Source organism: Pseudomonas sp. JV414 (assembly GCF_032424305.1).
In the GTDB taxonomy this organism is placed as follows: domain Bacteria; phylum Pseudomonadota; class Gammaproteobacteria; order Pseudomonadales; family Pseudomonadaceae; genus Aquipseudomonas; species Aquipseudomonas lini.
In genome coordinates this window covers 319,745-340,880 of record NZ_VYKC01000002.1, presented here as the reverse complement: position 1 = coordinate 340,880, position 21,136 = coordinate 319,745, and the positions used below count along the sequence as shown (strand labels likewise).

The window sequence follows — 21,136 nt, the reverse complement described above, 5'->3', positions numbered from 1 at the left end:
GTCCGGCGAGTGGAAGGCTTCAAGATCGTTGCGTATCCGCGGTGGAGTCGATAGGTGATGGAGCGTCCGGGCGTTTGCGCAGCAGCGCCTGGCTGTCCTTTAGGGTTGCAATGAACAAGCGCAGGATGGCGCGCAAGCCAATGCTGCTGACCTCGCGCAACGCCGACATTGGCGCGTCGAGGCGGCCGTTACCCCACGTGTTGGCCCAGGTGTCGGCCCGTGAAAAGGTCAGTCGCACCAGCTCACTTTGCTGGCGCAGGGTCAAAGCCTCGAATTGCACGCCCGCCACGTTGTCGTTGCTGAAGACCGTTTTTGCGGGAAAGAGGCTTGAGGGCGGTGTGCGCAGAATGCACAGCCGCAGCTTCTCATTGACGTTGAGCAGAACCTGCGGTGGCAGTGCCAGACCCACGCCGTTTTGTGAGAAGTCCCGGGTTATGCAATCGAACCAGGTGCCGTCTTCGCGATAGACGCGCACGGGCAGATCCGCGGGCACCCTGGGTTCGTTGCGCACCTGAGAGGATTCAGTGGCCACCGCCACGGCGGTGCTGACGATGACGATGTTGTACACGGTCCAGGCCAGGTTGATCAGCAGGGTAGTGGCCTCGGCCGAATCACTCCCGATCAGTTTCACCACGCCGATCGCCAGACCGATCATATTCAAGGTCAGCAGGACGATATAAGGCCGCGCGAGCTTCCAGTTGAAATAGTCCTTTTCGATGGTGCCGCCCTTGTCGGTCACGTTGAATCTGCCCAGCGAAGGGCTGATCAGGGCCAACAGCACCGGTCGCATGATGTACCAGGCCAATACCGACTCATACACTTCGTTCCAGAAGGAATGGCGGAAGCGCCCCTGGATGCTGGAGTTGGTCAGGCTGGAATGGAAAATATGCGGCAGTACATAGACCGTGACCATCAACGCCGAGGCATGGAAAATCTGCGCGTCGAAAAACAGGTAGGCCAAGGGGGCGGTCAAGAACACCAGGCGGGGCAGGCTGTAGAAAAAGTGCATCATGGCGTTGAGGTAGCAGATGCGCTGCCCCAGGTTCAGTCCTTTGCCAAACAACGGATTGTCGGTCCGAAAAATCTGCGCCATGCCCCGCGCCCAGCGTATGCGCTGGCTGATGTGTCGGGAAAGGCTTTCGGTGGCCAGTCCCGCCGCTTGTGGCACGGCGAGGTAAGCGGTATTGAAACCACGGCGATTGAGCTTGAGTGCGGTGTGCGCATCCTCCGTCACGGTTTCGGTGGCGATGCCGCCGACTTCCAGCAAATGAGTCCGCCGGATGACCGCGCAGGAGCCACAGAAGAAGGCCGCATTCCACAGGTCGTTGCCGTCCTGCACCAGGCCGTAGAACAGCTCACCTTCGTTGGGTACCGAGCGAAAGGTATCGAGGTTTTTTTCGAACGGATCGGGTGAATAGAAAAAGTGCGGCGTTTGCAGCAACGCCAGGTTCGGGTCCTTTAAAAACCAGCCCATGGTGATCTGCAGGAAGGAGCGGGTGGGCACGTGGTCGGCGTCGAATATGGCAATGAACTCGCCATCGGTGACTTTGAGTGCCTCGTTGAGGTTGCCGGCCTTGGCATGTTGATTGTTGTCGCGGGTGATGTAGTTGATACCAATCTGCTGACAGAAAACCTTGAATTCCTCCCGGCGTCCGTCATCGAGCATGTGCACCCGCAGTTTGCCCTCAGGCCAGTCAATGGCCTGAGCAGCGAGCACCACCAGTTTGACGATACCCAATGCTTCGTTATAGGTAGGAATGAAGACGTCTACCGTCGGCCATTCTGCGGGCGGCTGTTGCAGAAACTGCGGTTTGCGATGCAACGGCCAGGCGGTCTGTACATAGCCGAAGACCAGGACGAGCAAGGCATACAGTTCGGCCAGCACCAGCCCGTAGCCAAATACGGCATCCTGCCAGTTGTCGAAATTCAGGGTGTCAGACAGGCGCCAGTACATGTAACGCAACGAAGCGATCAGCGAGAGGGTGATCAGGGTCAGGATCGCCAGACGCCCGGCTTGCTTGCGGATGATCAGGCTGGCGGCAAAACAGACGGCGGCAAACGCGGCCTGGGAATACAGATTCAGCGGCGCAGTGAGGATACCCAGCACCAACGATGCTGCGACCAGCCCGGCTGAGACCTTCAGGCCTTGGCGCCAACGCAGGGGCCATCGACTGACGCGAGCCTGGAAAGTATCCAGTAGCCCCTGCAACCACCACGTCTTTGCGGGTAGCTGATTCAGCTGCGCGGTCATGGCGTGCCCTGCTGGCTGGAAGTATCCGCGAAAAGCAGGGCATGGACCGCGCCGGACAGCGAAAGAATGTCCTGGCAGCCAATGCTCTCAGGTGCGTACTGGAGGGGGTCCCGACCATAGGCCAGCGACTCGTTGAACTGGTGATCGAGGCGAATCGTCCCGATCAGGTCAGCGCCGAGCCGCCGCAGAAACAGCACGCCCATGTCCCTGCTGAACGAGCGCGAGTCATCCCGTTGGTTGAGCACATACCGGTGCCGCTGCGCGCGTCGTCGGGTGGTTTCCAGCCACTGGGTCATGGTGTCCAGTGCCAGGTAGGAGGCCGCGTCGGCCACCGTCATCACCAGCACCAGATCGGCGGCGTCGAGCGCCTGTTGCGAATAGACGGTCGCACCCGAAGGCGTGTCCAGGATCACGGTATCGTTTTCGCTGAGGTCCATTGACGCAAGGTGCTGATTCAACCAGTCAGCATCTTCAAGCATCAACTGCCTGAGCAAGCGGCGATCGTTCATCTCGCCAGTGCCGAAGGGCAGGCACTCACTGTCGCTAAAGCCCGGCAGACGATGAGCGCCCCAGTCTGCGTCTTGCTCTTTGAGCTGGATCAGCCCGGGAACCTGTCTGGTGATACCCAAGTGGCTGGACAGCGCGTTCTGAGGGTCCAGATCAATCGCGATGGTTCGCCCGCCAGGGCGCCGAAATGTTTTCGCGAGGCCAGCGGCGACGGTGCTTTTACCCACCCCACCATTCGCTGAAACGATAGCAATGACCTTCGCCTTGGTCCGCCTGCGAGTCGTTTCTGGCAGACCGTCTCGACGAACCTGGTTGAGTTCACGCAACAGGTCGCTCAATCGCTGACGGTCACCGGTAGCAGAACTCGCAGGTGGCTCGGTCAGGGGAGGGGATTTGGGCGAAGGTAGCGAGAGGACAACATTCTTCACGGGCTCGACCGGCGCGCCAACCAATAAAGAAGGCTGTGGCTCGTTCAGTAGAAACACAGAGGGCGTTGGTGTTGGGGGAGACAAGGCCACCGACGGTCCTGGCTCAGCCAGCGCAGATGTAACCGGATCGTCTTTGAAATCTTTATAGTTCGGTTGTATTTCCTGGTAACTCTGCGCATTGGCGCCAAAACGTGTAAAGAGTTTCGTAATATCGTCTACATATTTCATGCGTTGTACCAGGAATGAAATAACTCAGAAACTCAGCATTCCATTAACTTGACAAAGTTGATGTGTCGTTTTGGCGTTGGCAGAGTGCCATTAATCTAGGGTGGCTGCGTCTGAGTGTCAATGAATGTTATAAAAAGTCAGGGAGGCTTGTTAATGTTAATAGAGTGTTATTAAAGTGTTATGTTATTTGTGGGAAGTGTTAGTGTCGGTGCGTCAAGATAATGACTTTCACAGTCAGGTGCAGTGTGATGATTGGTGATGGGTTTATTTGTTGGGGGGAATAACTTTCGCCGCGATGGAGTGTGAGTATGGATTGCCTTCGATGATTTGATGCTGGGTTATGTATTAAAGAAGTTGACTGATGGGTTTGAAAAAAATGGTGGTGCTTTAAATGATACTTTTTCGTATAAGGCAAGCTATTTCAGAGATGGCAGGCATTACATGCAGACTGGCTCTGGCCGTTGAAAACCTGGTCGCAATATCTGATTGCCGGACCGGATAGGGTGTAAATCAGGTTGTAGCCAACTTCAGACGCTCGAAACGCCTGACCGATCTGGATTTGTCCGTTTTTGCCAGATGTCGAGCTATGGACGCTAGTTTGCGAGAGCAGTAAGGGCAGCTCCGGGTATGCCTGTTTTCAATCAGCGCCGACAGTTGTGAGTTGACCGGCGAGCTCGACTCCATCGCGGCCAGTCCAACGCCATTAATACAGTCAGCCTGATGACTGCTGTTTCGATGGGTTGTAGATAGAACTCGGTAGCGTGGCTTGGAATCACCGAGACTCGTTTCCCGCTAAAAATATGGTGCCTCAGAGTACTATTGAGTTTTGTAAGTGATTGAAATTATGACCTTTTGGTTTTTTTCGTTCCGGTAAATTCCGCCAAAATCATCAAGCAAAAAAAAAGCCGCCTAAAGTGGCAGCAGAAAAAACAGCAGGCGTTGAGCAGCCTGAGTATCGCCTTCGGAAGGTTACAAAACGATGACGAATTTTTATGCATCGAAGACGGCATTTCGTCATCGTGAAGACCAGGCAGCATCCAATGGCGCGGCGCCCCGCTATGCATCATTCTGAGCAGAACTGACTGACGGCCGTTTAAGGTGCCGGTGACGCTGGCTCCTGGATCCAATTAAGGACGGCTCAGCGAACTGCGCTCTCTGCTCTTTCGATATGTGGCAAGTGAAGGCACAATGCGCATCCTTTTTTTGGCTGGCCTTGCCGGAGGCCTCGAAATGATCAAGACGCCGTACTACCTCATCGACAAACAAAAGCTGCTGGCGAACATGCAGAAGATCGCTTACGTGCGCGAACAGTCCGGGGCGAAGGCCCTGCTGGCACTCAAGTGCTTCGCCACCTGGTCGGTATTCGATCTGATGCAGCAATACATGGACGGCACTACGTCGTCGTCGCTCTATGAGCTCAAGCTCGGTCGACAGAAGTTCGCTGGCGAGACCCATGCCTACAGCGTGGCCTGGGCTGACGACGAGATCGAGGAGATGCTCGACAACTGCGACAAGATCATCTTCAACTCCATTGGCCAGTTGCAGCGCTACACTGAAGCTTCAGCAGGCAAGGTGCGTGGTCTGCGGGTCAACCCGCAGGTGAGCAGCTCCGATTACCTGCTAGCCGATCCGGCGCGGCCATTCAGCCGTCTGGGCGAGTGGGATCCGGTGAAGATCGAGCAGGTCATCGAGCAGATCTCGGGCTTCATGTTCCACAACAACTGCGAGAACGCCGACTTCGGCCTGTTCGACCAGATGCTGTGCACCATCGAAGAGCGCTTCGGCCATCTGCTGCACAAGGTCGAGTGGGTCAGCCTGGGCGGCGGTATTCACTTCACCGGTGAAGGCTATGCGATCGACGACTTCTGCGCGCGGCTCAAGGCCTTCTCGCAGAAATACGGCGTGCAGGTCTACCTGGAGCCGGGCGAAGCTGCCATCACTCAGAGTGCGTCGCTGGAAGTCACCGTGCTCGACACCCTCTACAACGGCAAGCACCTGGCCGTAGTGGACAGCTCCATCGAGGCGCACATGCTCGATCTGCTGATCTATCGCCTGAATGCCAAGCTGGCGCCCAGCGAAGGCGAACATACCTACATGGTGTGCGGCAAATCCTGCCTGGCCGGCGACATTTTCGGTGAGTACCAATTTGATCGTCCTCTGGCCATCGGCGATCGGCTGTCGTTCATCGACGCAGCGGGTTACACCATGGTCAAGAAGAACTGGTTCAACGGCCTGAAAATGCCGTCCATCGTAGTGAAACAACTTGACGGTAGTGTCGAGGTGGTTCGTGAGTTTGGTTACAACGACTACATGTCCAGCCTTTCGTAAGCTGGCTGAGAAGGAGAGAGAGAAAAATTGAAGAAGAACGTGCTTATCATTGGTGCAGGAGGTGTCGCCAAGGTGGTGGCCCACAAGTGCGCGCAGCACAACGATGAACTCGGTCGTATTGCTATCGCGTCGCGCAACATCTCCAAATGCCAGGCCATCATCGACAGCGTCAAGGCCAAGGGCAGCCTCAAAGAGCCCGCTGACATCAAAGCCTTCTCGCTGAACGCTATGGATGTCGAGGCGACCAAGGTGCTGATCCGCGAAACCGGATCGCAGATCGTCATCAACGTCGGTTCTGCCTTTCTCAACATGTCGGTGCTGCGTGCCTGCATCGATACCGGCGTGGCCTACCTGGACACCGCCATTCACGAAGAACCGGGCAAAATCTGCGAGACGCCGCCCTGGTACGGCAACTACGAGTGGAAGCACCTCGAGGAATGCAAAGAGAAGAACATCACCGCGATCCTCGGTGTGGGCTTCGACCCGGGTGTGGTCAACGCCTATGCAGCGTTGGCACAACAACAGTATTTCGACCGTATTGATTCGATCGACATTCTCGACGTCAATGCCGGTTCCCATGGCAAGTATTTCGCCACCAATTTCGATCCGGAAATCAACTTCCGCGAATTCACCGGACAAGTGTGGAGCTGGCAGAACAGCCAGTGGACCAGCAACACGATGTTCGAAGTCAAACGCACCGACGACCTGCCGGTTGTAGGGGCGCAGAATCTGTACCTGACCGGCCACGATGAAGTGCACTCCCTGTCGAAGAACCTCGGCGTGCCCAACGTGCGTTTCTGGATGAGCTTTGGCGAGCACTACATCAATGTGTTCACCGTACTCAAGAACCTCGGCCTGCTCTCCGAGCAACCGGTCAAAACCGCTGAAGGCCTGGAAGTCGTGCCGCTGAAAGTGGTCAAGGCCGTGCTTCCTGATCCGAGCTCGCTGGCGCCTGGCTACACCGGCAAGACCTGCATAGGCGACCTGGTAAAAGGCACCAAGGATGGTCAGCCGCGCGAAGTGTTCATCTACAACGTCGCCGACCACGAAGAAGCCTTTGCGGAAACCGACAGCCAGGGCATTTCCTATACCGCTGGCGTGCCACCTGTGGCAGCAGCCCTGCTGGTCGCACGCGGGGAGTGGGATGTGCAGCGCATGGCCAACGTCGAGGAGCTGCCGGCCGAGCCGTTCCTCAAGGCGCTGGATGTGATGGGCCTGCCGACCCGCATCAAGGACGAGAATGGAGACCGTCCCTGGAACTGAGGCGCGCAAGATACAGGTGAATCTTGTATTGCGCGCTAATCGCAAAAACGCCGCTCTTTGAGCGGCGTTTTTGTTTGTGCGTCATTTGCTGGGCTCGCCCTAATGCCAGTCAGTTAAGCGAGTAAGCCGCTTTTTTGTAGGAGCCAGGCTTGCCGGCGAAGGCGTTCTTAAGGACGCCTTCGCCGGCAAGCCTGGCTCCTACAGGTCCGATTTTCCCTTAACTGACTGGCATTAGGGCTTGCCCCGGGTTAATCGCAATCACCCCGTTGCTCAGCCACCAACAGCAACGACTGCGGCACAGGACTTTGCGGGTGCTGCGGCTCCTGCAGGCCGGCCAGCTGAAAACCGGCCATGTCCAGAGCATTGAGCCAACTGGACAACGTGCGGAAGTACCACGGCATGGGTTGCCACTGCCCCTTGAACCCAGTGAAGGTCTCTTCCCGCCAACCATCCTGATAGTCACCCGCCGCCGCGGTCCACGGATGCAGTGTCTGGATCACCAGCGCGCCGCCAGGGGCGAGCAGGGCGTTCATGGCGGCGAGCAGAGGGATGATGTCCTGGTGCAACAGGGCGAAGTTGGCGCAGATCAGGTCGTAGTTGCTGCCGATGTCCACCTTCGCCTCCACCAACTCTTCATAGCTCGCCAAATGCACCGGCGAAGAGCCCGACGACCGCGCCGCGTCGACCAGCGTCGCATCGCCATCCACACCGACCGCCGTGATGGCCCGTTCAGCCAGCGCACGCAACAGCCAGCCCTCGCCGCAGCCCAGGTCGAGCACACGCTCGGGTTGACGGCCTAGCACCGCCAGCAGGATTGCCTGGTCGGTGACCTTGAGGCGGCTTTCGATGGTGCCGGCACGGATGGCCTCGATCCAGGAGTGGGCGTTGTGGTGCCAGCTCTGGAGGAGGGTGGATTCGGGGGCGGGCATTTCGATGTCCAGAGTTGTTGGGTGGATGAAGGATAGGACAAATGCTGGTGTAAAAAATGCAACCTGCCGATACCAGGTGTATCGGCAGATCGGGTTTGCCGCTCAAAAGCCTCAGTAAGGATTACAGTGTTGCGCTATGGCCTTGGCTTGGTCGACGTATGGCCGCTTCGGTTCGAGGTTCCACTCGGGCTTGTTCCTGACAGGCTTGCCGTCGAAGGTTGCCGCCAGATGACAAACCATTTGCCGGCGGATTGACCCACCATTGACGCTGTATTGCCTCCATTGCTCATCGTTTTTGTGCTTGTTGTACAACTCAGCAAACATTCTGTCGGTCTGATCGTCCTTGATAGCGCGGCCGCAAGCGGTGGGCACTACCTCAAGTGACCACGTGTCGGGCCCGAGTTTCGGATCGTCGCGTCGTAACCAGGTGCTTGACTCGATGTACTTGTCACAAAATTGTTGCGTGGGTGGAGGCGTGGTTCTGGCGCAGGAGAAGGTGGCCTTGCTAACCGGCGTTCTTGGAAAATCAATCTTGATGACGTTGCGATCCTTTCCTGTCTTGTTTTTATAGTCCCGCTGATTGGCCAAGGCATCGTTCAAACCACGTTGATCGCTGTAGAAAAAGGCCAGAATCGGTAGTTCGTCATCTTTCGGGTTACCCAGGCGGAATTCTGTCTGGGTTTGAAACTCACGGGTGTTGATGACTTGCCGAGCCCCCATAAAGTTTCGAAAAGCGTCTACCCGATCCTTGCTGCTCATGGGGTTGCGCATATTGAAGCCACATTGCAACTGGTCCTGCTTCCTGTCGTTGTTGAACCTGGTGAAATGCGCGACCCAGGTGTTAGCGCTAGTGATAGGCGGCGCCATGGCCTGGCATACTGCCTCTGTCTGGCTGGTGTTCTTATTGTTGCCACAGCCTCGGTCATCTCGAAAATCGGTCCAGGCGTCGTTAGGAAACGCACAGTAGACATGCACCGGAGTCTCTGGATCGCGTACTTGATCTATCGGGGTAATGAGGTAGCCGTTCTGAGTACTCATGCCAGGATCTTCATAGCTGATGCCATCGGCACGCATCCAGGAAGCGGCAAAAGTACCCAACTCCTTGGCTTTCGGGCTTGGATTCCATACATCCCATTTCTCCCCCTTCGCCGGGTTGGCTCGGTGAGTGCCCCTGACCAACAACCCCGAACAGTCCGACGCCGGATCCTGCCTGCAACTATCGACTGTGTTGTTGTACAACGTTTCAACCCGTTTCAGCGTCTCCTCGCATGATTCGGCGTTGGCCAATGTCGTTTGCAAGAGCAACGGAAATATGAGTAATGGAGTGATCCTGTTCAGACGTTTTTTCATGGCGCTACTTCCTTGTGGTTGGAGCCGATAGCCGGCGCGGGCGTCCATGCCGGTGATACAAAAAACACAATGGTTCGCTGCACGCGCCGGCCTCTTTCGCCGACGACTTGCGCGACCTTGCGCAGACAACGGCAGCGCCCTCGGGCGAGGGCGCCACAGCACTCCGGCCATTCAACGCAGGATTGGGTTGCAACCTGCGGCCCGGGTCTCGCTGTCAGATAACGCAGGCCTGAAAGGCTCGAGATTCCACGGCGTCTTGCTGCGGTAGTTGACCAGCACGCAGTTCAATTGCTGGCGCATGCTGCCGACGGAATTTTCATTGTCGCGCCAGTTGCTATCCGCGCCCTTGAGGGCGAACAGCTGGTTGTACAAAGCCCCGGCCTGCTCGTTGGGCAAGGCGCGGCCAGCCGCTGTGGGCACCACGCTCAAGGTCCATTCGTCCTTGCGGGTGCCCGGGTCGTAACGCTTGACCCAAGTGGCTGCAGCGATGTAGCTGGGCGCAGGCGCAGCCGGCATTGGCTGTGCACCACCGGCAACCGTCAGGTCTATCGCCTGGTCGGCGGCGACATAGCTGAAACGCTGCTCCGCAGGCTTGGTGAAGTCCAGCCGCAGGATCGGCACGCTGTAGCCCTGGGCCTGGAGTTTCTTCTGGAAGTTGCGCGCGCTGTTCAGGCCGTCTTCCGGTTTCGGTGGTGCCTGATCACCGCGGGTGGCGAAGTTCTGCGTGCTGTTGACGTTGTAGATGAAGGCATCGATGTACTTCATGTTTTCGCTGCCATCGTTGGTCGCCGAGGCATTCTTCAACATGAACTCGTTGACCTGGGCACTGAAGGCGAAGGGATCCTTGTGAGTGGTGTTCGGCCGGGACTCGTGGACCCGGATCATGGCGTTCCAGTCGCTGGGTTTTTCCGCGTTCCAGGAGCACTGGCTGTATTGGATCGGTCCCTTCATCAGCCCGGTGTATTTCTGGGTCCATTGCTCGGCGGTGCTCACCGAGGCTTCCGCGCAGGTGCCGTAGGCGAGGGCGGAGTTGCGATTGTTCATCGCGCTCTGGGCCGCACGCGGTGGCTCGCGGCTGTCGAAGAAGCCGCAACCGTACCACTTGCGCTCCGGCCCGGTACCGCCATCGAAGGCGTAGATGCAGGTCCAGCCCTGCTCCTTGACCGGCAGGCTCAAGGCCGCTGCATCGGTTGGGGTGCGCAGGATGAAACCGGCCGGGTGGATGAGAATTCGGGTGCTCAGGTCCTTGCGGATCCAGGAGTAGGAGGTCGCACCGATCTTGATCGCGTAGGGGCTGTAGTCCCAAGGGTTGAAGGGGCCGTCGTTGACCATACGCAAGGTCACGCCGCTGCAGTAGTAGTGACCGCGTGCGGCACCGGTATCGGGTTCCTGGCAAGCGTCCTTGAGGGTGTTGTAGTTGTGGTTGATGCGGTTCAGGGTCTGCAGCGGATCGAGCGGCGGCTGGGCGGCAACCGCACAGAACGCCAGGGGCAGAGTCCAGGCCAAGGTAAAAGACGAACGAACGGACGGGTACATTGTCGACACTCCTTGTCGCACGAGATGATTTCCTTTAACTCACCAAAGTAGTCAACTCAGCCATTGCGGTCAAACCAGTACCTTCTTCACAGGCTTCAGCATCGATGTGATTTACAGGTGTTGAGTCTTGGAGGCGGTGAGCTAGATTGACGTCGTGGGGGAGCTCACAACGGCGAGATGTGTCGAACCTGTTTAATTCTCTCTGACAAAGGGCGCAAGCCGGTGAGACTCTGCGCCGAAGCTATTCACCGGCTTGTCGTAGCGACGCCTTGCAAGGCGCCGATCTGTTTAACCGCTTAGAACCAATAATGCAGGCCGAGCATTAATGACTGGGCGCTATAGTCAGTGCTCACATCGCCTTGGGGCAGGCCCTGAATGTCACCGAAGTGCGCATCGCGAGTCTTGAGGTATCGATAATCCATGGACAAGGACCATTGATCGGTGAGCTCGAAACCTACCCCGGCTCCGAGTTGAAAGGCCGATACGGTGTCGCGATGGGTGCCGCCGAACTGGACGCCGCCGGCTTCCAGGCCACTGACCGTCAGGGTGGTGTAGCCCAGACCGCCGCCAATATAGGGGGTGAACCGGCTGAAGGGTGCTGGCAGGTTCAAGACGTCATACCAGAGGTTGGCCATCAGGCTGGTGGCTTCTTCTTCGCCTTTACCGTCGATGCTCCCGCCGCCTTCGTAGACCCGGTTATTGAACTGGGTCAGGGTGTTTTTACGGTAGCTGATTTCCACTTCAGGTCTGAGCCCGATGGGAAATCGCCAGCCCAATGCCAGTCCGGTGGCGAAGCCGGAGTGTAACGGCTGGTTGAACTCCATCTCGACAAAATCGAGGTTGTTCTGGTTAAGGTCCTGCGGAGCAACCCAGTTCAGGCCGCCCATGACACTGATGTAGGGGCCGAGCGTGTCGGCGGAACTGGACTCCGGGGCGATAAAACCCATGCCAATGACGCCCATCACGAGATACTGAGGTTTTTTTAGTAGGTTCATGCTCGGTCCGAAGTGTGCCGTTATCGATAAGTAAGCGAAGCGTGTTCGGGAGCGAGCGTTCAACACTCTCCTCCCGGGATATTTCATACTCGGTGCAAATGCGCTCCAGGTTTTTCGAGCCCTGGGGTACTGATGGCATTCGCTCGTTGTTCAGCCAAAGTGCACAGGTTGCCCAGTGCGGTGGTCATTGCCGCGGTCAGCATTTTGCGTAGCAGCCCACGGTATAAAAAACTCAAGGGGCCAGAGATCTTCGCGCTATGGATGACCTGGGTTTCATTCGGGGAAAGCCTGCGCATCTGGTGATCGAATTCAAGGTCGATCCAAAGCAGTCTTGCCGTGTTCCGATAGCTTTCATGCATGCTCACCGCCTCTAGTTTCAACGGCATGTTCAGGCCATTTTTGAGGATGCATTTGCCTCGTGTCCCAGGTTGAAACGGGCCATTGAGTTCACAATGGCTGACGTCGGTATCCCATAACGGCGCTTCTGAAAAATTGCTCCAGATCTTCCATATTTCAGCGGGCGGCGATTTGACTATGACTTGCACTTTGACATCGTTCACGGCGACACCTTGATTGTTGGGGGCACGGTCATGCTGGAGAGTGGGATCAATTCAATGTCTCAGGCTGCGGGTACGGATTGACTCAGCACTTGAGCTGTAATACTGGCTTGACCGATTTTTTCGCCCCGGTTGAACAGGTCGATATAGATGCGGTTGGTTTTGAACGGCTGATGTTGCGCGTCAAAACCGGCTTGCGGTGCCAACGATAGCGGACTGCTCCTGGGGATTGGCCGATCCAGGGTGAAACTCAAGGCCAGCAGGTTCATCGGGGTCTTGAGTGGAATCCGCAGATAGCTGTGGGCAATCTGCATGTAGCACTGGCGGGCAACTTCGAGGAAATACACCATCGAATAGTGCTCGGGGTCGCCTTCCTGGAAGAAGTGCTCATCCGGCAGCTTGAGCGTGTCCACGCTCAAGCCCTGAGCGATGCCGCTCATGTCACTGACGATGACGTTTTCTTCTCTGGCCTTGTGCAGCAAGGCCTTGTCGCGGCAGCGAGTGGCCGTGAACTCGCCGGCGGGCAATGTCTCGAACGCCGAGCTGTAGGCCATTCCAAGGATGCAGGTGCACATCAGCTTTCCGGCCTGCATGACCTTCGCATTGAATACCTGGGGGGCTTCGCCGTGTTCCAGATGCAGATCAATCACACCCTGCTTTTGTACGTATTGCTGGAACTTGATAGTCAGGGTTTTGACATAGGCGACTCGTCCACTTAATGGTGGCATGGCGAGTTCAATCAGTTGCAACACGCCCTCAAGCAATAAAATGCCGGGGATGTGATCAAGCGGGTGATCGAAGAAGTAAGGGTGCGCTTCATTCACCACGAGCTGGGCCTGCAGTGATTGAGGGCCTCGCTGGACGTTGGCGATCACGATGTTTTCCGGGCAACGTTGCCAGTGCGCCGGGCGCTGGACTTCAGCGCCACGGTGCAGGGTGAAAAGGCTCTCCATGGCGCGCACTCTGACACGCAGCCCTGCGAGGAGGGTGTTGGTCAGCATGTCGCTGAGTTGCAGCACGTCGACGCCGTCGTGTTGAGCCTCGCGGACAAGGCTGACAGGGCGAGCAGGCGCGATGACCTGCTGCAGTTCGTGGGGTGCCGAGTGAGCAAAGCGCAATGTGAAGGGATGCTTGATGGCAGGCGTGGTTTCGGCTGCTGCCGGGCTCCATTCCTGAAGCTTTTCAGTAAATAACCACATCACTGCCTTGCCGGCTTCGCGAACCTCGATCACCGTGTGAGCCGATGCACTCAACATCACCGCCAGCAGGGTTTCGATGCCGCTGGCTTCAGCCAGGAAGCCGGTAATCTCTTGCAGTGATCCGCTTGCATGAGTCGCATCAGGTTGCAGCTCGCAGACTTCAATGTTCTGGTAATGACCGCGCTCTTTGCCCAGCAGTTGGCAAGCCTCATCCAGCGAGTTCGCGGCATGGGCGAGGACCGCTGCGCGGATCACCAGCAAAGGTTTGTCGCTGGAATCCGGTTGATAAGGACGCAGCGCAATCAGCCCCAGTCCTTCACCTTGCACGGTCGCCGAGTGTCGGGCGCGTTCGATCTCGATTTCAGCACTGATAAAGCGTCCTGCACCGAGCAAGAGAGTGGTTATGCCCTCCTTGAACCATTGCCGGGATGCCAGCAAGGTTTGCCAGAACAAACCCGGGGTGCCAACCAGTGTTTGATGGAAACCCTTGAAGTCAAAAATCTGCGCCGGGTAGCCGGACAACATATTCGGCAACATGGTTGCCACGTCCGTCACCTCCACGCCCGGTGGCATGCCTTGAGCCTGGCCGTAGAAGTTGTGAGCGCTGCTATACGCATTGCTGAAGCGTTCGCCACCCATGTTGCAGCACATGACCATCGCAGTGCCGGATGAGCCGGCCACACCCGACGGCAAGCGTCGCAGTAAATGGTTGACGCGATCGGTGATCAACAGCTTGAACGGATCGACATGGGCCAGAGGCTTGGGGCCCATGCCGAAACCGTCGATGTCGATGACGCGATCCTGCGCCAGGAATTTTCCCAGTAAAGGCTGGGCTGGCGCAGCGGCGTAATCAACGAAGCGCCCATAAGGGAAAATGACGGAGGGTGCTGCTGGCTGATCGAGCTGTTGCTTGAATGACTGCAATGAGCAATGACTGCCAATCGCCGCTTCAGCCTCGACAATGGCCAGGTCCAGCATCAACACGCCGGGGGCGGCTAAAGGGACGGCCAGGGGGGCGGCAGGGTGGTTGTCGGGAATGTATTCATCCACCACCAGATGCGCATTGGCGCCGCCAAAACCAAAGCTGGAGATGCCTACCCGGATTGCCGACTGACGATCAGCAAGGGGTTGTACCTGCTCTGTGGCCAGTTGCAGGCAGGTCTCGTCGACTTTTGCGCTGGGACGGTAGTCGGGCTGAGGCGGAATACCTTTGTGACGCAAGATCATCAACGCCTTGGCGAGCGAAGCGCCTCCGGCGGCGGCCAGCGGGTGACCGATGACGGACTTGATCGAACCGATGGTGATTTTTTTGTCGTCTGTGCGGTGGGGGGCAAAGAAGCTGTTCAATGAGCCCAGCTCTGTCGCATCACCCAGCGGTGTACCGGTGCCATGGGTCTCGATGTAATCCACATCATTGGGATCAAGACCGACATAGGCACGCTGGTAAGCCGTGTACTGGGCCTGTTTGCCAGGCGCAAACACTGAGCCTTCGGCGCCGTCGGCGGAAAGTCCCAATGCCCGCAAAACGCCCAGTGGGCGGCGCTGCGCAATCAGCGCCTGGGATAGGGGTTCGACCAGAAAGGCGACTGCACATTCGCCCGGCACTATGCCGTCAGCGTCCTGGCCAAACGCCTGCATTTGGGCCCGGGAGGAAAAGGCGGTCAACTGCGAGAACCCCAGAAACAGCGCCGGTGGCAGCACGGTGTTCAGTGCCATGACAATCGCGTTATCCGCCTGTCCGCTATTGACCAGGGCCTTAGCCATATCGATTGCATAGGGGAACGAACTGCAGGCGGTGTCTACCGATAACGCCGGGCCACCGAAGGCAAAAGCTGCTGCCAGTTCAGCAACTTGTTCACCCGGCGTATAGCCTTGGAATGAATGGCCCCTTGGTGCATCGGCTTTTTCGGACATTCCTGTGACGAAATAACTCTCGTCACTCCAGGACGTCGCGACCACCAATGCGGTGCGTTCCTTGATCAGTGCCGAGCCTTGTCCGGCAAGCTGGGCGAGGAGAGTCTGGAGAACTTTCTTACCGATGGCGACCTGCCGTCCTTCATGCCTTGAAGGGATTGATAGGTCATCGGTCAGGCAAAAAGCACTGTCCAGGTAAACGCGATCCTTTTCTCCTGCCTTTGCTGAATAGATTGACGCCTTATTCAGTTCCCAGCGTGTCAGCATCGAATTGACAGGAGCGATCTGTCCTTCGCAGAGCAAGTGCCAAAGCGCATCCGTTGACGGTGCCCCGGGAAACTCGCCAGCCATTGCGCTGAAGCAAAAATCGCCCTCTGTCGTTACCGCGCCACTCATACCCTATCTCCTGATTGCCAAATGCCGGGTGATCTGTTCGATCACCCGGATTCCATGCCATTTTTTTACCGCGGCTCAGTGCTCAGCTCAGTCTTGTCAGAAGCGACAAGGCGTCCTGCGGCGTACGACGCGACATCAGCGCTTCACCGGCAAACTCGCTGGCGGAACACTGTTGCGCCATTGATTGGCAGAGTGTTTCTCGGGCGAAACCGTTGAGCCCCAACTGTGCAAAGGGCGTCTCAATGTCGATCGACTGTGGCGCGTCCGGGATCAGGGGTGACAGGGAGTTGAAAAGCAGATCGCTTATCTGCCCTTGGGAGTCCGTTGTGGCAGGTGATTGCACTTCGGTGGAGAGTGTTGATGTCGACTCAGGGGTGGCCAGGGCGGCTTTAATAAGGGTGATTGTTTCCTGCGGGAACTTGGCGTTGGCCAGCTCAGTGCTGTTGGCCTTGAGTTGCGGCCACAATGCGACAACCGACTCAAGGAAGTCCAGCTGCACCAGGGAGTCCAGGCCCAGGCTTTCGTAGCTTTGCTTTTGGTCGATCTGGTCAACCGTAAAACCGGTGATATTCGCCAGTTGCTCAAGTACCCATGCTTCGATATCCATGCCAGGCGCCTGCGGATTGGCTTCAAGCCGCGCCAGCAAGGCGGTAGGGGTGGGGGCATCAAAGAGCAGTGAGGTGAGCTCTTTCTTTTCCGGGAAGTGCTGGGCCAGGGATTCGAAAATATCGACCAACCCCAGAGAGTCGATGCCCAGACTCTCGAAACTTTGATCAAAGTCGATTTGTTCTTTTTTGAATCCAGTGACGGAGCTTATTTCGGCGCGCAACCATTGCCCGTAACTGAGTGCAGGTGTTTGTTCGGCAACGGGCGCCGATGCCTGTATTACCGGGTTCGAGTGCACGGGTTCCAGCACCGGAAGGTTTTTATTGACGGGGGCTTCAATCCCGTGGGCATAAACGCCCTCGAGAACTTGTTGATGAGCATTGAAGTAATGTGCCGTGACAGATTCGGCCTGCTCCAGCAGACGCATCAATATTGATTCTTTTGCTACATTGGATTCGCAAAGTGAATCAATGATCTTTTCTGAAAGAGAGAAATAGCTATGAGCTATTTTTCCATTGGACACGATGAATTCCTGCACAACATCGTTGAGTTGGAAGCGCATGAGGTTCTCCTAACCAAAGTCGGTATAAGTTTTCTATAAGGAAGAAATCAAAAGTCATGGCCCACGGGTGGGCCTTGTGTGAATCAATGAACCAAACTGGCAGTAGCCATATAGAGACTTAAAGTTGGAGTTGCACTGCGTCGATCTCGGAAGATGTTGTTTTTCTGGCGCCCTTGAGCAGCCCGGATCTCACGTTCAGATAAGTGAAGAGCGTCATTGCATCAGCCCCCTGGAAAGCGATGTAGCCATCAGGACGAATCAGCATCAACGTGCCCTCTTTGGCATGGTAACGCTTGTGCAACCGCCAATCGGGGTCCAGCAATGTCGAGTGCCAGGAAGGCAACTCGGTGCTATTCAGTGCATCAATAACGCAATAAGCCTTGATGCCCGGGTAGTCCTTCTCCACCGACTCGGCCAGCGAGTAATAGCCCGGTAATAAAGGTGAAAACTGATCGGCGGCGCTAAAAATCAACAACGTGAACGTTCCGTGGAACAAGTCGATCAAGCGTTTTGGTGGCATGCCTTGCAGTTGCCACAACTCGACATCGGGAGCCAGTTGACCTGCGCGAGGCACAGATGCCTGAAATTCGGGTTTCTTGCCTTTTTTGTTCCAATTCTTGCGCTGCTTTTTCGTCAGCGATTCTTGAATGTAATCACTTTTGCCGTAGTGGTACTGATGACCGGAAATCATCGAGGGCAATTTGCGCTGAACCTTGCGCCTGTTGCTCAGCAATGGCAGAACATTGTCGCGCAGCCAAACGAGGGCGCGATGCTTTACGGTAATCAGTCCGGTCAGTCGGTGTGCCGTGTTCTCGACTTCCAGGGCAACCGGGTAGCGCTCTTCGTTGTAGCTCTCCAGCAATGATGGGTCCGCCAGGCCCTGATCGACATAGGCCATTTTCCACGCCAGGTTATAGGCTTCGGAAACCCCCAGGTTCATCCATTGCCCACCGATCGGGCTGCCGATATGCGCCGAGTCGCCTACCAGAAACACGGAGCCTTGCTGCATTGACTGCACGCGGCGATGTTGAAAAGAGGCGATGGTGGTCGATGAAATATTGGACAGCGTCATCTTTTGCCCGCGTCCTTCGCACAACCGCTGAAAGTTCTCCAGACTCAAGGAAGGGCGCTCACCTTCTGGTGGCAGGTTGTAGGGCATCTCGATGAAAAGTCGATAACGGGAATGGTCGCTGATTGGCGCGACCGCCACATAACCGTCCTGTGCACCGAGGAAGAAAGCACCTTCGTCCTTACTACCAGACCACTCGATATCGGCATCGGCGAGCATGAAGAATCGGTCGTAGGACGATCCTTCGAAGGTCATATCAAGACGTTTTCTAATGTTGCTGCGAGCTCCGTCGCACGCGACCACCCAACGACTGGAAAAGGATTCGTCGCTGCCGTCCGCATGATGAAGCGTCATCTGTACCGATCCCGGCTGGTTTTCTATATCGACCAGTTCGGTATTCCACTCAACATCTGCTCCCAACGTATTCAGTCGCTCGAGCAGAATCTTCTCTGTCTGCGGTTGTGGCAGGCTGAGGAGTAGGGGATAGGTAGCATCCAGGTTGGAGAAGTTGTAGTTCAGTACCCGTTTGGCGTTCGACTGCACCGAAAACTGGTTGATAGTGAACCCGTCGCTGATGGCCTGATCGGCAACGCCCAGATCTCGAAAAATTTCCAGGGTTCTGGAGTGGATGGCCATCGCTTTGGTAGCGGTCGAGGGGCCGGCATTCTTTTCAATAATGCGAAAAGAGACGCCCCACTTTTTCAGCATGATTGCCAGGGACAGGCCAATAGGGCCGGCGCCTACGATCATAACTGTCGGGGTGTTACCGGGTTGCCTGAAGTGCTTGGGGGCCAAAGTGCTCAGCGTGTTCATCTGTCAGTACCAGTTTCTGTAGAAGGGAGAGTTGGCAATGCCGAGAAGAGCATCGTCACCTGATGAATCTCCGTAGGCATAAATGTAAAAGTCATCAAGATTGCTCAGACAGCCTTTGAGCCGTGTGACTTTTTCTCTCTCAACACAGTTGGTACCTGAGATCCCTCCGGTCAGTTTGTTCTTCGAAGTCGCCAGGCGGGTGCCGCAGATATAGTCAAAACCCGCTGCCTGACCCCAGGGAATCAGGTAGTTTTCCGGCGAATTGCTGACCAGCGCAGTGACATGTCCCATGGACTGATGCCATTGCAGCCGGCGCAGGGCCTCGGGCCTGAGCCAGAGCGGTAGCTGCTCGCTAATGAAATACTTGGCATGCTCGCGTTCTTGCTCGACTGACAGTCCGCCCAGATAACAGGCGATGAACGCCAGTCGGGCTTGCATCAACGGCGTGATGCCAAGGATCACACTGAGCATTTTGGGCAGCAGGGGAATGATCCTGAGCCAGAACGATTTGGTGCCCACGATAAAGCGCATGTAGCGCCAGAACGTATGTCTGTCGGTCAATGTGCCGTCAAAGTCAAAAACGGCCAGTACCGGTTGTGTGCCATTAGCTTGCATGAATCTCTTCCTTGAGAGAGATGATCTCGATAGTTTTGGGCAACTTGAAGCCCGAGAGGTAGCGCGAGAGCAGGGTAGAGATAGCGCTCTGGGTCAGGCCGCCGCTCCCTTCAACGCACAGGTGCAGTACGTTGACCTCCTTGTTGTCCGGGACGATGTAAGCTTTCGCGCGCACCACGTCTGGATGCTTCAGGGCAATGGATTCGATTTCCGTCAGGTCGACCATTTGCGCTTTGATCTTCGAGATTCGCAGGCGTTGGCAATAGAAGAACACATGTCCATCGTCGTCCCGCCAGACCAGATCCCCCGTGTGTAGCCAGCCATCACGGAAGAACCGGGCATTGGCGTCCTCTGCGTCGTTATAGCCGTCAATCACCATCGAGCCGCGAATCAGCAGTTCGCCAATACGTCCAGGTGCGACATCCCGCCCCTCGGCATCGATAACCCGCAGTTCTACGCCACTAATCGGTTGGCCCATGGCGCCGCGATGGACCTTGCCAATCGAGCTCTGGACGATCACCGGCATGCTCTCGGTCAAACCATAGCCTTGCAGCACCGGATTGCAGCCCAGCAGCCTGCCCAGTTTCTCGGCTTCGTCCGCCGGTAAATGGCTGCCACCCGAATAAATCATCAGCTGTGGGTGCATCGGCAAAAGCGCGCCTTTGCGTTTGGCCAGTCGCGTATTGAAGTAGCGAATGACGTCGGGCACCAGGCAGGCAAAGGTGACCTTATGCTCAGACAAGACTTCTGCCAGATCCCTATTGAGCAGGGTGTTGGTCATTAGCAGGGTGGCACCCACGCTCAATGGAAAAACCATCATCACGGACAGTCCGAAGATGGCATACAGCGGCAGCGTCACCAGATGAACGGACCCGACGCCTTGAAGATGAAACTGCTCATGCAACCCATCGCTCGATTGCGTCAGGTCAAGGTAGCGGTGAGAAACGGCCAGAGGTTTACCGATGCCCCGATAGGTGAACTGTACCGAGACAATCGGATTACCTTCGGGCAATAACAAGGGCTCGGTCTGTCGTGGAAGCCGAGAATCCGCCGTTGCGTTGTCGGGCAGGGGCGATGACGGCTCGCTTCCGGCGTTCAACACCAAGGAGTGACGAACGCCGTAGGCAGGCTGAAATGTCTCGCTATGCTGTTCGAACAGCGTTTCGGTCGTCACGACCAGCGTCGGCCTGGCAAGGCTGATGACGCTGGTCATTTCGAATGACGTCAGTTTGTAGTTGAGAATGACCGGAACCGCACCGCGCCCGATGATCGCCAGATAGTAAGCGATGAACTCCACCCCATTAGGTAGAACAAGCGCTACTTTGTCGCCCGGCAATACATCCAATGCTGTGAGGGTGCCATTGCACTCTTCAGCCTTTATTCGCAACTCGCGGTAAGTGACGGTATCTTCTTCCGCATCCAGATTTCGGATAGCAATGTGGTCGGGGAAAGACTTTGAAAAACCGACGAACCGATGCAGAAAACCTTCTTTATATGAAAGGCTTTTCATTTACCAACCTCTCTCAATCCTTGAATTTATGGTTAGACAAAAAAGTACTACAGAGGCAGGCTATATATGAATTGTTTCAA

The 21,136-nt window shown here is 56.4% G+C and carries 14 protein-coding genes; 2 read left to right on the top strand and 12 right to left on the bottom strand.

The window, feature by feature from the left end:
- Nucleotides 1-19: 19 nt before the first annotated feature.
- A complete protein-coding gene (bcsA, locus tag F6R97_RS02530) occupies nucleotides 20-2,251 on the bottom strand; it encodes a UDP-forming cellulose synthase catalytic subunit (RefSeq protein ID WP_315865980.1) in 2,232 nt (743 codons plus the stop codon).
- Nucleotides 2,248-3,414 carry a cellulose biosynthesis protein BcsQ gene (gene bcsQ, locus F6R97_RS02525; protein ID WP_315865979.1) on the bottom strand — a complete coding sequence of 389 codons (1,167 nt, stop codon included), beginning with the start codon at nucleotides 3,412-3,414 and terminating at the stop codon, nucleotides 2,248-2,250. Before bcsQ ends, bcsA begins: the two co-directional genes overlap by 4 nt.
- 1,230 nt (nucleotides 3,415-4,644) lie before the next feature.
- Between bcsQ and nspC the strand changes: the two genes are divergently transcribed.
- Both nspC and F6R97_RS02515 read left to right on the top strand, forming a co-directional pair.
- Entirely contained in the window at nucleotides 4,645-5,742 is a 1,098-nt protein-coding gene (gene nspC / locus F6R97_RS02520; RefSeq protein WP_315865978.1) for a carboxynorspermidine decarboxylase, read from the top strand.
- A 27-nt stretch (nucleotides 5,743-5,769) separates the two neighbouring features.
- Entirely contained in the window at nucleotides 5,770-7,005 is a 1,236-nt protein-coding gene (locus F6R97_RS02515; RefSeq protein ID WP_315865977.1) for a saccharopine dehydrogenase family protein, read from the top strand.
- A 248-nt stretch (nucleotides 7,006-7,253) separates the two neighbouring features.
- On the opposite strand, the gene F6R97_RS02510 is transcribed toward F6R97_RS02515, so the two are convergent.
- The 10 genes from F6R97_RS02510 to F6R97_RS02465 all read right to left on the bottom strand — a co-directional run bounded on the left by F6R97_RS02510 (nucleotide 7,254) and on the right by F6R97_RS02465 (nucleotide 21,056).
- Nucleotides 7,254-7,934 carry a class I SAM-dependent methyltransferase gene (locus tag F6R97_RS02510; RefSeq protein ID WP_315865976.1) on the bottom strand — a complete coding sequence of 227 codons (681 nt, stop codon included), beginning with the start codon at nucleotides 7,932-7,934 and terminating at the stop codon, nucleotides 7,254-7,256.
- Nucleotides 7,935-8,045: 111 nt separating this feature from the next.
- Nucleotides 8,046-9,284 carry a DUF2599 domain-containing protein gene (locus F6R97_RS02505; RefSeq protein ID WP_048393070.1) on the bottom strand — a complete coding sequence of 413 codons (1,239 nt, stop codon included), beginning with the start codon at nucleotides 9,282-9,284 and terminating at the stop codon, nucleotides 8,046-8,048.
- Nucleotides 9,285-9,455: 171 nt separating this feature from the next.
- Entirely contained in the window at nucleotides 9,456-10,820 is a 1,365-nt protein-coding gene (locus F6R97_RS02500; protein ID WP_038983027.1) for a DUF2599 domain-containing protein, read from the bottom strand.
- Between the two features lie 296 nt (nucleotides 10,821-11,116).
- On the bottom strand, nucleotides 11,117-11,815 hold the full coding sequence (locus tag F6R97_RS02495; protein ID WP_038983028.1) for an outer membrane protein: 699 nt from the start codon (nucleotides 11,813-11,815) through the stop codon (nucleotides 11,117-11,119).
- 83 nt (nucleotides 11,816-11,898) lie between these two features.
- Nucleotides 11,899-12,375, bottom strand: coding sequence for an SRPBCC family protein (locus tag F6R97_RS02490; protein ID WP_315865975.1), 477 nt, complete (start codon nucleotides 12,373-12,375; stop codon nucleotides 11,899-11,901).
- Nucleotides 12,376-12,434: 59 nt separating this feature from the next.
- Complete coding sequence (locus tag F6R97_RS02485; protein ID WP_315865974.1) at nucleotides 12,435-15,881, bottom strand: beta-ketoacyl synthase N-terminal-like domain-containing protein; 3,447 nt, start codon at nucleotides 15,879-15,881, stop codon at nucleotides 12,435-12,437.
- An 82-nt stretch (nucleotides 15,882-15,963) separates the two neighbouring features.
- On the bottom strand, nucleotides 15,964-17,049 hold the full coding sequence (locus F6R97_RS02480; RefSeq protein WP_315865973.1) for an acyl carrier protein: 1,086 nt from the start codon (nucleotides 17,047-17,049) through the stop codon (nucleotides 15,964-15,966).
- A 118-nt stretch (nucleotides 17,050-17,167) separates the two neighbouring features.
- Nucleotides 17,168-18,931 (bottom strand): FAD-dependent monooxygenase, encoded by a 1,764-nt coding sequence (locus F6R97_RS02475; protein WP_315865972.1) that lies wholly within the window; start codon nucleotides 18,929-18,931, stop codon nucleotides 17,168-17,170.
- A gap of 3 nt (nucleotides 18,932-18,934) precedes the next feature.
- Nucleotides 18,935-19,546 (bottom strand): HAD-IB family hydrolase, encoded by a 612-nt coding sequence (locus F6R97_RS02470; protein WP_038983033.1) that lies wholly within the window; start codon nucleotides 19,544-19,546, stop codon nucleotides 18,935-18,937.
- On the bottom strand, nucleotides 19,536-21,056 hold the full coding sequence (locus tag F6R97_RS02465) for a class I adenylate-forming enzyme family protein (protein WP_048393084.1): 1,521 nt from the start codon (nucleotides 21,054-21,056) through the stop codon (nucleotides 19,536-19,538). Before F6R97_RS02465 ends, F6R97_RS02470 begins: the two co-directional genes overlap by 11 nt.
- Nucleotides 21,057-21,136: the final 80 nt, after the last annotated feature.

Coding starts and splice junctions, on each gene's coding strand:
- bcsA (WP_315865980.1), bottom strand. CDS start 2,251: ATGACCGCGCAGCTGAATCAGCTACCCGCAAAGACGTGGTGGTTGCAG.
- bcsQ (WP_315865979.1), bottom strand. CDS start 3,414: ATGAAATATGTAGACGATATTACGAAACTCTTTACACGTTTTGGCGCC.
- nspC (WP_315865978.1), top strand. CDS start 4,645: ATGATCAAGACGCCGTACTACCTCATCGACAAACAAAAGCTGCTGGCG.
- F6R97_RS02510 (WP_315865976.1), bottom strand. CDS start 7,934: ATGCCCGCCCCCGAATCCACCCTCCTCCAGAGCTGGCACCACAACGCC.
- F6R97_RS02505 (WP_048393070.1), bottom strand. CDS start 9,284: ATGAAAAAACGTCTGAACAGGATCACTCCATTACTCATATTTCCGTTG.
- F6R97_RS02500 (WP_038983027.1), bottom strand. CDS start 10,820: ATGTACCCGTCCGTTCGTTCGTCTTTTACCTTGGCCTGGACTCTGCCC.
- F6R97_RS02495 (WP_038983028.1), bottom strand. CDS start 11,815: ATGAACCTACTAAAAAAACCTCAGTATCTCGTGATGGGCGTCATTGGC.
- F6R97_RS02485 (WP_315865974.1), bottom strand. CDS start 15,881: ATGAGTGGCGCGGTAACGACAGAGGGCGATTTTTGCTTCAGCGCAATG.
- F6R97_RS02480 (WP_315865973.1), bottom strand. CDS start 17,049: ATGCGCTTCCAACTCAACGATGTTGTGCAGGAATTCATCGTGTCCAAT.
- F6R97_RS02475 (WP_315865972.1), bottom strand. CDS start 18,931: ATGAACACGCTGAGCACTTTGGCCCCCAAGCACTTCAGGCAACCCGGT.
- F6R97_RS02470 (WP_038983033.1), bottom strand. CDS start 19,546: ATGCAAGCTAATGGCACACAACCGGTACTGGCCGTTTTTGACTTTGAC.
- F6R97_RS02465 (WP_048393084.1), bottom strand. CDS start 21,056: ATGAAAAGCCTTTCATATAAAGAAGGTTTTCTGCATCGGTTCGTCGGT.